The sequence below is a fragment of the Acinetobacter seifertii genome (assembly GCF_016064815.1).
Taxonomy (GTDB): Bacteria; Pseudomonadota; Gammaproteobacteria; order Pseudomonadales; family Moraxellaceae; genus Acinetobacter; species Acinetobacter seifertii.
The window spans coordinates 385728-399453 of sequence record NZ_CP065820.1; the positions used below are offsets into that span (position 1 = coordinate 385728).

Consider the following 13726-nt stretch of genomic DNA (forward strand, 5'->3'; position numbering starts at 1 on the left):
GCTCTTTATAGACATATTGTCGTAAAGGGAAAGATAAACGGGTTGATATGCGCTTTAGCCTCTATCCCCAGCGGAATCTCAGACCTCTTCTGACTCCGCACATATTGGAGATTCCCACAATGAGTGGTAAACATCCTTTAGTTCAAGCTGTTGAAAATGCACAGTTAAAATCTGATATCCCTGCTTTTGCACCAGGTGACACTGTTATTGTCCAAGTAAAAGTAAAAGAGGGTGATCGTGAACGTCTTCAAGCATTTGAAGGTGTTGTAATCGCTAAGAAAAACCGTGGCTTGAACTCTGCGTTCACAGTACGTAAAATTTCTAGCGGTGTTGGTGTTGAGCGTGTATTCCAAACTCACTCACCAGTTGTTGCTAAAATCGAAGTGAAACGTCGTGGTGACGTTCGTCGTGCTAAACTTTACTACCTCCGTGACTTGTCTGGTAAAGCTGCACGTATTCGTGAAAAATTACCAGCTCGTAAAGCGTAAGCTTATACCGAGTAAAAAAATGCGCCCAGAGGCGCATTTTTTTTGTTTAAAAATTATAGTCCTTGTAGTTTTAAACGGTTGGCATGTTGACGGTAAACCGAGACAGGATCGGCCGCAAAAATAGAGCGTATACCAAGCACTTGGTTTACTTCATCTAAATGGTTCCAGTTGTAGTCATCACGAATAGTTTTACCAAATTTTGCACTACATCTAGAAACTAAACCGTCATTATCTCCTAATGGATCGACAACTAAACTGCTACCAGTTAATGCAATATCAAAAGGATCTAATGGATTGGTCAGCGCTTTATTACCTGAGAACGAATACATATAAATACCTTTCTCTTGATAAGCACCCTCGCCGCAAGAAGTTGTAGGCATACCCATAGGGAATTGAGCATTAAACTGTGCAGAACCTTGAGTAGATAAGCTGTGAGCACCTGCTAAAGAGTCATGCGGGTAACTTGTTGGATCGAGGCCCTCTGCCCAAGTAATTGCTGCTGAAAACCAGTTTACTAGTGTTGCCAGTTTTGACAGAGGAGTACCCTCAACGTTCAATATGACATCTGCCATTGGAGATCCTTTGTTAGGTGCTCCAATCGTAGTAAGTGAGGCAACTTTTTCTGGCATGATGCCAGCGACATAGCGAATTGTTGGTCCCCCATGACTATGTCCAATCAAGTTGACTTTGGGTTTTCCTGTAATAGCAATAATTTCTTCTACTTGTTGGGCAAGTTGTTCTCCGCGAACTTCGGTTGAGTTAAACGGTGAAACCCTTGTTGCCCATACATTTCCTCCATTACGAGCAAGGTCAGGAAGAATCTGATACCAATAGTCCAGACCAAGTGTATCTGTCCCAACTCTGCTAAAACCAGCCATACCATGGTTAAAAACCAATGGATATTTAGTTTGGGCATAATTTGAGTAGACAAATGAGCCTTTTACTTGCTCTGCATTTGTAGCATGGGCTGCTGAAATGCTCAGTCCTGAGAGCATTGCTGCACAGAAAAATATTAAGTTCCTTTTCATTTTTTACTCACTATTTTTATTTTGTATGAGCAGCAGCTTTATTTTGCTGCTGGATTAAGAGTTGGCTAACTTTGGAATAGAAAAGCCTAGTAGCTAAATGGTAATTCACCTCCTTTGTCATGGACTTTTTCAAAAGTTTGAAGACGAAGTTGTTCCTGTGATGAGCTAAATTGTTGTTGGCGTAGTTGTTGAATCGCTTGATTTTTTGCGCTATCACTCATACTACTATTCAGCACTTCATCACGTTGATTTAGGTAGCCTGTAACTCGCTGTTGCCAAGCATTACGCTGTGTATCTAAAGTTTCTAATCTTTGTGTTGACTCGGCTCCAACAAGTGCTGTACGCATTTGTCGCAGTTCCTCTGCTGAGCCATTACGGGCTTTAATTTGTTTGGTCAGCGTATGTAAATCATCAAGTTTTGATAGCTCTTGCAGGTTTTGTTGCCAATCTACTGGTAGTTGTTCAAAGCGTTCTTTGAGCTTTTGAGCCTTTTCAATTTCACTTAAAGATGAGTCTTCCAGAATTCTCATACGATCTAATGTGTAGTTCTGATACATATCTTCTGTTGAAAAGAGGCCTTCAATTTCGGAGGCTGAAAAGAAACGCTTTCTGATATCTTGAATTGAATTAAAAATTTTTTGAAAATAACTTTGATCTTGTTGCTTAGATTGGGGTGTTTGAATGTGTGCAAGTTCTTCACGGTATTTTAAATAACGATTCCATAAATCAATGATTTGTGAGCGAGTTGGTTCTAAATACTGATCTTGTATAAATTTCTCAAAATGAGTTTTAACTTGTTGTAAATTCCCTTCGCCATACTGCGTAATAAAATATTCAAAGCAGTCGCGTGTCTGACTATTCACAACTAAATGTTGGTTGCTATCAACTTTTAGCTGGCAATTCACTTGGGTATCTTGCTGACTTTTGCTTGAATAAATATTTTGATTTAGCGATGAATTTAAAGTGATTTGAGAAGTGCCTGCTAAGCTTTTTGCCTCCTCTTGATTACGCTGAGGTGAGGCGCTTTTTGAGTCTGGGCTAAGCCAATATACACATGCAATGAGGCTCAAAATAAAAAATCCAAGCACACACCACAATATCTTTTTCTGCATCCTTTGCATAAAGATATCTTCCTTAAGTTTTAATTTGTTGTTTTTTTACTCGATTAATAATGTGCCATAAAATAAGTGAAAACGCACCTAAATATTCTGAAAATATCTTGCCGAATTTGCTAACATGTCGGCACTTTTCTCTAGCTTTGTGTCCCAGTAAAAATGACGACAAAAAATCAAAAAATTTCTCGTCGCCATATCAGTGGTGTATTTCTTTTAAACAAACCATTAGGCCTAAGTTCAAACTCTGCTTTGCAAAAAGTACGTTGGCTATACCGTGCCCAAAAAGCAGGGCATACTGGTGCGTTAGATCCATTAGCAACAGGTTTACTTCCCGTTTGTTTAGGGGAGGCAACTAAATTTTCACATTATTTACTGGACTCTACAAAGCGATACCAAACCACTGTTCGTTTGGGGCAAACAACAACAACCGGTGATGTTGAGGGCGATATTTTACAAGAGCGTCCTGTTCCTGTTCTTACAGAAGAGCTTATTGAGCAAACTCTAGAAAAATTTAGAGGCGATATTCAGCAAGTTCCTCCAATGTATTCTGCCTTGAAAAAAGAAGGTAGACCTTTATATGAACTTGCGCGAAAAGGTATTGAGATTGAACGTGAAGCGCGTCCAGTTACGATTTATGCGCTAGAGTTAGTCGAGTTTACCGAAAATAGTATCACTCTGGATGTAACCTGTTCTAAAGGTACATACATCCGTGTATTGGGTGAGGATATTGGTGAAGCGCTTGGCTGTGGTGGGCATTTAACAATGCTGAATCGGACTCAAACAGGACATTTTGAGTTGATCCCAAGTTATACCATTGAATATTTGGAAAGCTTAAACGAAGAGCAAAGAGACGCATTGTTATTACCAGTTTATGCACCAGTTGACCATTTCTTGAAAATTCAAGTTCCTGAGGGACGTGAAAAATATTTTTGCAACGGTTTAGAAAGCAATATTGATCATTCTGCGGAAGCAGAAGTTTTGGTTTTTTCGGGTGAGTGCTGTTTAGGGTTAGCCGAAATTACTGATAAAAAGCGGTTGGTACCTAAGCGTATCTTAAATTTGTAGTAGATGTAGAGTATAAAGCATGGGCATGGAATGGGATGTTATCCTTAGTTTGATCTTTTTTGCGTTTACTGCGGGAGCGATTGATGCTGCTGTGGGTGGCGGCGGACTCATCCAGATTCCCGGTATTATGAGCACTTTCCCGACCATGCAGACTGCAACGGTGATTGGTACTAATAAAGTTTCATCGATTTTTGGTACTGCATCGGCGGCTTATACATTTGCAAAACGAGTGAAACTGCAATGGAAGCTTCTTGCCGTGATTGCGGTTTGTGCTCTCATTAGCTCATTTGCTGGAGCAGCATGTTTATCACTTATTCCCCAATCGGTTTTACGTCCATTTGTGTTTGTAATGCTGATCGTAATTGCTATTTATACTTTACTTAAAAAGAATTTTGGGCAAGTTCATACCGAGCAAAAAATTACTACGAAAATGCTTGTTCTAGCGGGTATTGGTAGTTTGGCAATCGGTTTTTATGACGGTATTTTTGGACCAGGTACCGGTAGTTTCTTTATCTTTTTCTTTATCCGTTTTTTACAAGTCGATTTTTTGCATGCCTCGGCATTGTCGAAAATTGGTAATTTCATGACCAATCTTGCAGCGTTGAGTTTTTTTATTCCTACGGGTCACGCTATTTTGCATATTGGTTTAATGATGGCGGCAGCCAACGTATTAGGTTCTATTGTTGGAGTGCGGACTGCACTCAAATACGGTAGCGGTTTTGTGCGTATTATCTTTTTAGTTTTGGTCAGTATCTTAATTTGCCGTTTGGGTTATCAGATGTTTGTGACTGGCTAAAATAGTATGAAAAGTATGAACTGATTTTAAAACAGCAGTTCATACTTTTATGTATCATTTGAAATTAGAAATATAAAAATCATTACAGAAATTTACTAGAAAGAAAACTGTGTAAAAAATAGTCTCATTTTAAGCTACGGAAACCATATAAATTTCAACGTATGATAAGCATTGAAATAAAAAAAGATTTTTTAGCTAAAAATGAGGAAGAGAATGAATATTTTCGAAGCATTAAGAGAAAGCCATGAAAATCAACGCAACCTTTCTGAAAAATTAGTCCAAACACATGGTTTAACCGAAGAACGAAAAGAATTATTTGATGCATTAAAAAATGAACTTTATGCCCATTCGGTTGCCGAAGACCGTTACTTATATATTCCTTTAATGTTTGATGATGTCGGTTTAGATATTACCCGACATGCTTTATCTGAACATCATGAAATGGATGAGTTGGTTGAGCAACTTGAAAAAACCGATATGAGTAGTCCTAGCTGGTTGGCAACTGCGAAACAGTTGAGTGAAAAAGTTCATCATCATTTAAAAGAAGAAGAACATAAATTTTTTCAGCAAGCTGGAAAAATTCTTAAAGATAGTGAAAAAGAAAAACTTGGTAATCAATATTTAAAGGAATATAAGAAGTATAAAAAATAGTAGTAGGATTATATCTATGATGCTGTTTTAGTACTTCTTAGAGTAACCCCAATTGAAGCGAGCATTACGCAAGCTAAAGCCACCCATTGCAGCATACTGATTTCTTCACGAAGTAATAAGAAGCCCGTTAATGCTGCTAATGCGGGTGCCAAACTTGTTAGGGTACCGTAAGTTAATTTATTAAGTTGTTTGAGAGCCATTAAGTCTAGTGCATATGGAATAGCAGTCGCTAAAACCGCAATAAGTAAGGCTTTACCCCAATACTGTGTTTCAAGTAATGCTGGGCCATTATACCAAATACCAATTGGTAATAAGGCGAGCGCAGATATAGCGATCGCAATTGTTAAGGCATGCATTCCTATATTTTGGGTCACGACCTTTTGACCAAAATAAATATAGAAGGCCCAACATAGACCTGCACCCAGTGCACAAGCAGCCCCAACATAGGAAAAGTGATGCTGTGTTGAGTCTTGCCATGGCACCATGAGCGCAATGCCTAACATAGCAAATGCTACCCAAATGTAGTCACTCTTTCGCTTAATCGAAAGTAGAGCAAGACCTAATGGTCCAATAAATTCTAAGCCTACCGCGATCCCCTGAGGTAGTTTTCCTAAAGAAGTATAAAATAAAATATTCATTAGCCCTAAAGATGCGCAATACATTAATAAATCACGCCATTTTAAATAGGGTAAACGAGACCAGATTTTCCACGAACGGAACATGATTGCAACAATAATAGTCGCAAAACTTAATCTTAAAATAGTAACCGTCAGAGGATCTAAAGCTGCAATAAGTTGCTTGGCAAATGAAGCGCTGATTTGATATGAAACCATCGACAAAATCATATATAGCACAGCAATAAATGGAAGATTTTGCATGGAAATACCTTAGTGCTTCATTTGATACTTAAAATTAATAGCGATCAATTATAGCCAACATTGCATTTTAGCTGGCAGTTCTTAATCAACTAAACTGCGATTTTTTCGCGTTCCTGACGGGCTTTTTGGGTGGTTATGGTGCAGCCAACAGAAGCGATAATAATGGTTGCGAGAGCTAGCCATTGATTCCATAACAAATACTCACCTAAGAAGATGAAACCAGACAATGCTGCGACTGCGGGTTCTAAGCTCATCAGTGTTCCGAAACTTAAGGGTGTCAAATTGCGTAATGCAAGCATTTCTAAGGAAAAGGGAAGTGCACTGGCTAAGATTGCTAAACCAATAAAATAAAATAGATAAGGCAGTTCTATCACTTGACCAATCGAGCTTGAAAAAAAGGTAATGGGTAATAAGATGCATGCACCCACTGTCATTCCTAAACACACAGTGTGATTACCTGAAATACCGGAAGGTTTTTGTCCTGCAATAATATAGAGCGCCCAACATGCGCCTGCACTCATTGCAAATAAAACGCCGATCCAATCCAAGCTATGAGCTTGATTAAAAGGAAATAATAAAATGAGCCCAAGAATTGCGAAAGTGACCCATACAAAATCATATTTTTGGCGCGCGTGATATAAAGCCACGCTTAATGGGCCAATAAATTCAAATGCAACTGCAATACCGATCGGCAAACGTTCAAGAGATAAATAGAAAAGAGCATTCATGCCTGCAAGAGCAAAGCCATAAGCCAAAATCGCTTTCCATCGAACCTGACTAAAATTAATTCGCCAGATTTTAAAAATAAAAGCCAGAATACACGCTCCAATACATAAACGCATTGCAGACACTGTTAAAACGGGAAAGCTCTGAAATAAAACTTTAGCTAACGATGCGCTACTTTGGACGCTCAACATAGCAAGAATAAGGAAGCCCAAAGCATGGAGCTGGGATTTCTGGCTTGGACTGGACATTTTATTATTTGATCAATTGGTATACTTTTCACATGATAATGTAAATACCCATAAAAAAGCCACAGACAATGCTGTGGCTTTTAAATTTACAGTTCGAATTAGAACAATACGCGTACGCGAATGGTGCCTTCAACTTCGTGTAATGTATCTAAAGCTTCTTGAGATGCAGAAGCGTCAACATCCATAATGAGGTAACCAATGTCACCTTTAGTCATAAGAGACTGACCAGAAATGTTGATGCCTTGTTCAGCAAACAAGTTGTTGATTTTAGACAATACGCCCGGTACGTTTTTATGGATGTGTAGTAAACGGTGTTGACCCGCCGTTAATGGCAATGCGATTTCTGGGAAGTTTACCGCAGAAAGTGTCATACCCTTGTCAGAGTAAGCAACGAATTTCTCTGCTACTTCTAAACCGATGTTTGCTTGAGCTTCCATCGTTGAACCACCAACATGAGGAGTCAAGATCACGTTGTCTAAACCACGAAGTGGAGACTGGAATTCTTCGCCATTTGCTTTTGGTTCTTTAGGGAATACGTCAACCGCTGCACCAGCAAGGTGACCAGATTTGATTGCATCAGCTAAATCTTCGATGACTACACATGTACCACGTGCAGCATTTAAGAAGATTGCGCCTTCTTTCATTTTTGCAAATTGTTCTTTAGTAAAGAAGTTACGTGTAGACGGAACATCTGGTACATGCAAAGTCACAACGTCAGCAGTTGCTAAAAGTTCATCTAAAGAACCAACTTGGCGAGCATTACCCATTGGTAACTTAGTGACTGCATCATAATAAATAACATGCATACCCATGCTTTCAGCAAGAACTGAAAGTTGAGAACCGATGGAACCATAACCCACAATACCTAAAGTTTTGCCACGAGTTTCAAAAGAACCCACAGCAGATTTGTCCCAACCACCACGATGACAAGCCGCTGACTTTTCAGGAACACGGCGAAGAAGAAGAATTGTTTCAGCAAGTACAAGCTCTGCTACCGAACGCGTATTTGAATACGGTGCGTTGAATACAGGAATACCACGTGCCATTGCTGCTTTAAGATCAACTTGGTTTGTTCCGATACAGAAACAACCTACTGCGATCAATTTATTTGCAGCTTCGAAAACTTCTTCAGTCAATTGGGTACGCGAACGAATACCAATAAAGTGAGCATCTTTAATTGCTTCTTTAAGCGCTTCGCCTTCAAGAGCAGTTTTACGATAGTCAATATTGGTGTAACCCGCAGCGTTTAAAGTATCGACTGCGTTTTGGTGAACGCCTTCTAACAAAAGGAAACGGATTTTATCTTTAGGTAGTGAAAGATGTTGGCTCATTACGGCTCCGCTACAAAGGCCAAATTTGGTGGCGGTATAATAACATACTGGGCAGCGCTATAGATATTTCGTTTATACCATCGCCTTATGGCAATTTTATCTATGTCTAATCACTTCTGTTTATGGCTTGCCGAGCGCGATGAAATATGCTTGGTATTCTTGAGGGCTTAGGTTTTCCTTTAGAGCCTTATAAAAACACATTTATGGGTTTTAAACATGTTTTGTAGTGACAGTATCTCTATTATGAACTTTATCGCTTGTGCGGTTACATGTAGAATATAGAAGTTCCTTGAACATTATGGCTTTGCTCAGGTGAAAACCTTGAGAATATGAGGTCATAGTCCCACCACAGTTTACTTCTTGCTAGGTCTGCAAACGATGAATGCTCCAGTCGCTTTAACACCTGAGTTACTCACCCAATTAACAGCAATCGTCGGTGAAAACCGTATTAAAACCGATGCTGATAGTCTCGAAAACTGGGGTAAAGATCATACCAAGCATTTTAATCCGAACCCATCGGTCATCGTTTTTCCATCAACGACTGAACAAGTTCAGGCAGTTGTAAAACTTGCGAACCAGTTTAATGTCGCGATTACGCCATCTGGTGGCCGTACTGGTCTCTCTGCTGGCGCAGTAGCAACCAATGGTGAAATTGTCATTAGTATGGACAAAATGAACCAGATTCTTGAGTTCTTCCCGGCAGACCGTATGGTGCGTGTTCAAGCTGGTGTTGTGACTGAGCAATTGCAGAATTATGCAGAAGAACAAGGTATGTATTATCCGGTTGACTTTGCATCAGCAGGTTCTAGTCAGATTGGCGGTAATATTGCTACCAATGCTGGCGGTATTAAAGTCATTAAATATGGCATGACACGTAACTGGGTGCTTGGTTTAACTGTAGTTACTGGTAAAGGCGATATTTTACGTTTAAACAAAGGCATGGTTAAAAATGCAACTGGTTATGCATTACAGCATTTGTTTATCGGTGGTGAAGGCACATTAGGTTTAGTCACCGAAGCAGAAATTAAACTTGAGCGTCAACCACAAAACTTACAAGTTTTAGTTTTAGGTGTTCCTGATTTTGATGCAGTAATGCCTGTATTACATGCGTTCCAAAAAGATATCGACTTAACAGCATTTGAGTTCTTTGGTGAACTTGCAATGCAAAAAGTTTTAAACAATGGTCATGTACAACGTCCATTTGAAACCGAATGTCCGTTCTATGTATTGCTTGAGTTTGAAGCACCATACGAGCCGATTATCGACAAAGCAATGGAAATTTTCGAGCACTGTATGGAGCAGGGCTGGGTACTTGATGGCGTGATGAGCCAAAGCCTTGACCAAGTAGAGAGTTTATGGCGTTTACGCGAAGATATTTCTGAATCAATTGCACCGTTTATTCCATACAAAAATGATATTTCTGTATTAATTACTCACGTACCTGCATTTATTCGTGAAATTGATGCGATTGTTCAAGAGAACTATCCTGACTTTGAAATTTGCTGGTTCGGTCATATTGGTGACGGTAACTTACACTTAAATATTTTAAAACCTGAAAACTTAACCAAAGATGAGTTCTTTGCGAAGTGTCAGGTTGTGAATAAATATGTATTTGATACCGTGAAAAAATACGATGGTTCAATCTCTGCCGAGCATGGCGTAGGTATGACGAAAAAGCCATATTTGGAATATTCGCGTTCTCCTGAAGAAATTGAATATATGAAAGCTTTGAAAAAAGTATTTGATCCGAATGGTTTGATGAACCCAGGTAAATTATTTGATCTTTAAATTAGATCTATTTTGTAGGACTACATAGTTTCTACAGAGTAACCGACAAAGCCATAGCATCATAAAGCTATGGCTTTTGTTTTTGGTGATAAGAATGCAACGTTTATTTTTAATTTCAGCACTTTGTGTTGGACTTTTCACTGGGTGTGCGACGACCAGTAAATTGATTCCTTTTGTGGGTTCGGAAACTCCGATGCAACAAGTACTTAAAGCCCAACCTGAGATTGTAAAAGAGCATAACAATACCTCAATTCAGCAAGTATTTAACCGAGTAGAGTCTCCAACAGTTTCCCGTATTATCGTTATACAAACTGGTTTAATGGATGATTCTGTTTCAGCAATTCGAACAGAATATTCATTTAAATTGGTCGATGAAAAGTGGCAATTGCAAAATAAGCAAACAAGCTACCAATGTGCGCGAGGGAAGGGTTCTAAAGGTTTCCAAACCCAACTTTGTTCTTAAAAATAAAAAAGACGATAAATATATCGTCTTTTTTTATGGGTTAAATTATACGCCGCTTTCTAAAATTCTAATTTTGACATCAACGACATCGTCTTTAACGGCTGCATGATGCGCTTGCATATGAGGTGTAGCTAAATGAGCTTCAAGATGAGCCACACTTTCCCATTTTTCTAGCATAACAATCGTGTCAGGCTCTTGAGTCTGGAAACTTGCATTTGATTTGTGATCAATTAAAGGTTCATAACCATGGCAACCATCTTCTGCTAAAACAGTTGGAATGATTTTTTGAAAAGCATCCAATACGTTTTGGCGATGCTGTCCACCTGATTGAGTACGAATTTCTGCAATAATGGTAAGCATGGTTTTCTCCTGATTAAGCTGCTGCAAATACAGTGTTTAAGTGTGCTTTATATTCTTCAACGTAACGATCAACTTCAGGCATTTTAATTACGTCGTTTACAATGAAAGTTGGAAGCGTGCTCATACCTAAAAATTGATTGGCTTTATGAAACGGTAAATAAACACCATCTACGCCCACACCGTGGAAGAACTGATCAGCATCATCAAATGCTTCCATAGGTGCATTCCAAGTGAGTGATAGCATATATTTCTTGTCATGAATTAAGCCACCTGAACCATATTTTTTTGAAGCATCAGAGCGGCTACGACCGTCATTTGCATATAGTGAGCCGTGACCTGTCGTAAATACATCATCAATATATTTTTTTACTGTCCACGGTGCACCCATCCACCAACCAGGCATCTGGTAAATCACAACATCGGCCCATAAGAATTTTTCTACTTCGGCTTCTGCATTGTAGTCGCTATCTGTACGGGTCACTTGAACATCATGGCCTAGTTCAGTGAGATGGTCAGTTGCCAATGCCGTGAGTGTGTCATTTAATTCACCATTTGAATGGGCAAAATGTTTGCCACCATTAATCACTAAAATATTGCTCATGAAAGTTACTCTAGTTAAATTCCTAAATTGATGCATACTTTAGTGAACTTACTCTTAGAGAAAAATGCAGTAATCGGAAAAAGATTATTGATTAAAAATCATGAATTATGCATTAAAAAATTATTAAATTTTTCACTCTAAACATAAACACTTTACAAAGTTGAATGGAAAAATTTATCTATAGCCTTTAGCATCAACGTGAAGTTGTGGTGGAGTTGAGTATGAAAAAAATTGGTTTACTCATGGTGTGTAATTTGTTGATTCTGAGCGCATGTACACCGAATACAAACCCGCCTACACCCCAAGCCAATAGTCCGATACAAGCAGTTTTGATTGATCAACCAAACCTTTTAAATAATGCGAGTAATTTAAGTATTTCACAACAAATGAATGCTTTGGATGATGCTTCTAATGCACAAGTAACTATTTTACAAACTGTGCCTAGCGAAGATGCTATATCAAAAACACGTACCGAATATTTATTAAAGCGTGATCAGACCATTTGGAAAATCGTAAATAAAAAACAAAGTTATCAATGTAAACAAGGGCAGGAAACAACAGATTTCCAAGTCAATCCTTGTCCTTAAGGCTGAATCTTTAGGATATATGTGGATAACTTCAAGGTTATTCACAATATAAAAATGAGTTGATGCTAAGCAAAATATAGAATTTTAAATGGATGAAACTGTCCGATTGCTGATCAATATAAAAAGTGATATTGTGTCATCCGGAAATTAAGCCAAATGGTAAAAATTACCGAATCTCACGTCATACATTTTTTCTTGTCTTAGACACCTTGTGAATACGGTGTTTCACATTCTAAACATGCACTCTCACGGCATATAAAAATTTAATTAAAGATTGACTGACCATACTGTCATCGTGATGACTACATTATTTATTTCAATATGTAGTTGCTGAGACATTTTGGCCGCTATTTTGAAGTGTACAACTCATGAATAATATTCAAACGACAGCGTTGAACCGTACAACGTTGATGTTTCCTTTAGCTTTAGTGCTATTTGAATTTGCGGTTTATATTGGTAATGACCTGATTCAGCCAGCCATGTTGGCAATTACTGAAGATTTTGGTGTGAGTGCAACTTGGGCACCATCTTCAATGTCATTTTATTTATTAGGTGGTGCATCTGTTGCATGGTTACTTGGGCCTTTATCAGATCGATTAGGTCGTAAGAAAGTACTTTTGGCCGGTGTTTTATTTTTTGCCTTATGTTGTTTTTTAATTTTATTAACAAGACAAATTGAACACTTTCTGACATTACGTTTTTTACAAGGTATTGGTCTAAGTGTAATTTCAGCAGTGGGCTATGCAGCGATTCAAGAAAATTTTGCCGAGCGTGATGCTATTAAAGTCATGGCGCTTATGGCAAATATCTCATTGCTTGCACCCTTGCTCGGACCTGTACTTGGCGCATTTTTAATTGATTATGTGTCTTGGCACTGGGGCTTTGTGGCAATTGCTTTACTTGCACTGCTAAGTTGGTTTGGCTTAAAGAAACAAATGCCTAGTCAGAAGGTGAGTGTAACTAAACAACCTTTTAGCTATCTTTTTGATGACTTTAAAAAAGTGTTTAGCAATCGGCAATTCCTTGGTTTAACACTCGCGCTACCGCTTGTAGGTATGCCGCTTATGCTTTGGATTGCGTTATCACCCATTATTTTGGTTGATGAACTCAAGCTAACCAGTGTGCAATATGGTTTAGCTCAATTTCCGGTATTTCTAGGCTTAATTGTTGGTAACATCGTTTTAATTAAAATTATTGACCGTTTGGCTTTAGGTAAAACAGTCCTAATTGGTTTACCGATTATGCTCACTGGTACACTGATTTTAATATTAGGCGTTGTCTGGCAAACCTATTTAATTCCTTGTTTGCTTACGGGTATGACACTCATTTGCTTTGGTGAAGGAATTAGCTTTTCAGTGTTGTACCGTTTTGCACTGATGTCATCTGAGGTATCAAAAGGAACTGTGGCTGCCGCTGTTTCAATGCTATTGATGACGAGCTTTTTTGCAATGATTGAGTTAGTGCGTTATCTCTATACTCAATTTCATTTATGGGCTTTTGTCTTATCTGCTTTTGCATTTATTGCGCTGTGGTTTATTCAGCCACGTTTAGCTTTAAAACGGGAAATGCAGGAAAGAGTTGCCCAAGACTTACATTAAAAA

Annotated in this window: 15 protein-coding genes; 8 read left to right on the forward strand and 7 right to left on the reverse strand. The window is 38.5% G+C overall.

The genetic code is table 11. The features are described from left to right. Window positions 1–119 precede the first annotated feature (119 nt). A complete protein-coding gene (gene rplS / locus I8T81_RS01835) occupies window positions 120–488 on the forward strand; it encodes a 50S ribosomal protein L19 (protein ID WP_002116654.1) in 369 nt (122 codons plus the stop codon). Window positions 489–541: 53 nt separating this feature from the next. Here the strand turns inward: rplS and I8T81_RS01840 are convergent, their stop codons facing one another. Together I8T81_RS01840 and I8T81_RS01845 are read right to left on the reverse strand one after the other, a co-directional pair. Beyond that, window positions 542–1483, reverse strand: a complete 942-nt coding sequence (locus I8T81_RS01840; RefSeq protein ID WP_079393460.1) for a lipase family alpha/beta hydrolase — start codon at window positions 1481–1483, stop codon at window positions 542–544. Between the two features lie 119 nt (window positions 1484–1602). Further along, on the reverse strand, window positions 1603–2637 hold the full coding sequence (locus tag I8T81_RS01845; RefSeq protein WP_198072002.1) for a lipase secretion chaperone: 1035 nt from the start codon (window positions 2635–2637) through the stop codon (window positions 1603–1605). Window positions 2638–2790: 153 nt separating this feature from the next. Here I8T81_RS01845 and truB point away from each other — a divergent pair, with 153 nt between their 5' ends. From truB to I8T81_RS01860, 3 genes are all read left to right on the forward strand, one after another. Continuing rightward, a complete protein-coding gene (gene truB, locus I8T81_RS01850) occupies window positions 2791–3696 on the forward strand; it encodes a tRNA pseudouridine(55) synthase TruB (RefSeq protein ID WP_198072003.1) in 906 nt (301 codons plus the stop codon). Between the two features lie 19 nt (window positions 3697–3715). Further along, entirely contained in the window at window positions 3716–4492 is a 777-nt protein-coding gene (locus I8T81_RS01855; RefSeq protein WP_004705250.1) for a sulfite exporter TauE/SafE family protein, read from the forward strand. 213 nt (window positions 4493–4705) lie between these two features. Then, entirely contained in the window at window positions 4706–5143 is a 438-nt protein-coding gene (locus tag I8T81_RS01860; protein ID WP_198072004.1) for a hemerythrin domain-containing protein, read from the forward strand. Between the two features lie 14 nt (window positions 5144–5157). Here I8T81_RS01860 and I8T81_RS01865 read toward each other — a convergent pair whose 3' ends face one another. The 3 genes from I8T81_RS01865 to serA all read right to left on the reverse strand — a co-directional run bounded on the left by I8T81_RS01865 (window position 5158) and on the right by serA (window position 8326). Continuing rightward, window positions 5158–6021 carry an EamA family transporter gene (locus tag I8T81_RS01865; RefSeq protein ID WP_198072005.1) on the reverse strand — a complete coding sequence of 288 codons (864 nt, stop codon included), beginning with the start codon at window positions 6019–6021 and terminating at the stop codon, window positions 5158–5160. Between the two features lie 89 nt (window positions 6022–6110). Next, window positions 6111–6995: an EamA family transporter gene (locus I8T81_RS01870; protein ID WP_198072006.1), complete on the reverse strand. Its 885-nt coding sequence runs from the start codon at window positions 6993–6995 to the stop codon at window positions 6111–6113. A 98-nt stretch (window positions 6996–7093) separates the two neighbouring features. After that, window positions 7094–8326, reverse strand: coding sequence for a phosphoglycerate dehydrogenase (gene serA / locus I8T81_RS01875; protein WP_002051786.1), 1233 nt, complete (start codon window positions 8324–8326; stop codon window positions 7094–7096). A 378-nt stretch (window positions 8327–8704) separates the two neighbouring features. Here serA and I8T81_RS01880 point away from each other — a divergent pair, with 378 nt between their 5' ends. Both I8T81_RS01880 and I8T81_RS01885 read left to right on the forward strand, forming a co-directional pair. Then, a complete protein-coding gene (locus tag I8T81_RS01880; protein ID WP_198072007.1) occupies window positions 8705–10114 on the forward strand; it encodes an FAD-binding oxidoreductase in 1410 nt (469 codons plus the stop codon). Window positions 10115–10208: 94 nt separating this feature from the next. Continuing rightward, window positions 10209–10577, forward strand: coding sequence for a hypothetical protein (locus I8T81_RS01885; protein WP_100191765.1), 369 nt, complete (start codon window positions 10209–10211; stop codon window positions 10575–10577). A 45-nt stretch (window positions 10578–10622) separates the two neighbouring features. Here I8T81_RS01885 and I8T81_RS01890 read toward each other — a convergent pair whose 3' ends face one another. Beyond that, window positions 10623–10937 carry a putative quinol monooxygenase gene (locus I8T81_RS01890; protein ID WP_019457841.1) on the reverse strand — a complete coding sequence of 105 codons (315 nt, stop codon included), beginning with the start codon at window positions 10935–10937 and terminating at the stop codon, window positions 10623–10625. Window positions 10938–10950: 13 nt separating this feature from the next. Next, window positions 10951–11538 (reverse strand): NAD(P)H-dependent oxidoreductase, encoded by a 588-nt coding sequence (locus tag I8T81_RS01895; RefSeq protein ID WP_198072008.1) that lies wholly within the window; start codon window positions 11536–11538, stop codon window positions 10951–10953. A gap of 221 nt (window positions 11539–11759) precedes the next feature. Between I8T81_RS01895 and I8T81_RS01900 the strand changes: the two genes are divergently transcribed. Further along, on the forward strand, window positions 11760–12125 hold the full coding sequence (locus I8T81_RS01900; protein ID WP_039250545.1) for a hypothetical protein: 366 nt from the start codon (window positions 11760–11762) through the stop codon (window positions 12123–12125). A gap of 368 nt (window positions 12126–12493) precedes the next feature. Further along, window positions 12494–13723 carry a chloramphenicol efflux MFS transporter CraA gene (gene craA / locus I8T81_RS01905; RefSeq protein WP_049066350.1) on the forward strand — a complete coding sequence of 410 codons (1230 nt, stop codon included), beginning with the start codon at window positions 12494–12496 and terminating at the stop codon, window positions 13721–13723. Window positions 13724–13726 lie beyond the last annotated feature (3 nt).

Bases quoted from the DNA above. Each gene is read 5' to 3' on its own strand.
- rplS (WP_002116654.1), top strand. From the start codon at position 120: ATGAGTGGTAAACATCCTTTAGTTCAAGCTGTTGAAAATGCACAGTTA.
- I8T81_RS01840 (WP_079393460.1), bottom strand. From the start codon at position 1,483: ATGCTCTCAGGACTGAGCATTTCAGCAGCCCATGCTACAAATGCAGAG.
- I8T81_RS01845 (WP_198072002.1), bottom strand. From the start codon at position 2,637: ATGCAAAGGATGCAGAAAAAGATATTGTGGTGTGTGCTTGGATTTTTT.
- truB (WP_198072003.1), top strand. From the start codon at position 2,791: ATGACGACAAAAAATCAAAAAATTTCTCGTCGCCATATCAGTGGTGTA.
- I8T81_RS01855 (WP_004705250.1), top strand. From the start codon at position 3,716: ATGGGCATGGAATGGGATGTTATCCTTAGTTTGATCTTTTTTGCGTTT.
- I8T81_RS01860 (WP_198072004.1), top strand. From the start codon at position 4,706: ATGAATATTTTCGAAGCATTAAGAGAAAGCCATGAAAATCAACGCAAC.
- I8T81_RS01865 (WP_198072005.1), bottom strand. From the start codon at position 6,021: ATGCAAAATCTTCCATTTATTGCTGTGCTATATATGATTTTGTCGATG.
- I8T81_RS01870 (WP_198072006.1), bottom strand. From the start codon at position 6,995: ATGTCCAGTCCAAGCCAGAAATCCCAGCTCCATGCTTTGGGCTTCCTT.
- serA (WP_002051786.1), bottom strand. From the start codon at position 8,326: ATGAGCCAACATCTTTCACTACCTAAAGATAAAATCCGTTTCCTTTTG.
- I8T81_RS01880 (WP_198072007.1), top strand. From the start codon at position 8,705: ATGAATGCTCCAGTCGCTTTAACACCTGAGTTACTCACCCAATTAACA.
- I8T81_RS01885 (WP_100191765.1), top strand. From the start codon at position 10,209: ATGCAACGTTTATTTTTAATTTCAGCACTTTGTGTTGGACTTTTCACT.
- I8T81_RS01890 (WP_019457841.1), bottom strand. From the start codon at position 10,937: ATGCTTACCATTATTGCAGAAATTCGTACTCAATCAGGTGGACAGCAT.
- I8T81_RS01895 (WP_198072008.1), bottom strand. From the start codon at position 11,538: ATGAGCAATATTTTAGTGATTAATGGTGGCAAACATTTTGCCCATTCA.
- I8T81_RS01900 (WP_039250545.1), top strand. From the start codon at position 11,760: ATGAAAAAAATTGGTTTACTCATGGTGTGTAATTTGTTGATTCTGAGC.
- craA (WP_049066350.1), top strand. From the start codon at position 12,494: ATGAATAATATTCAAACGACAGCGTTGAACCGTACAACGTTGATGTTT.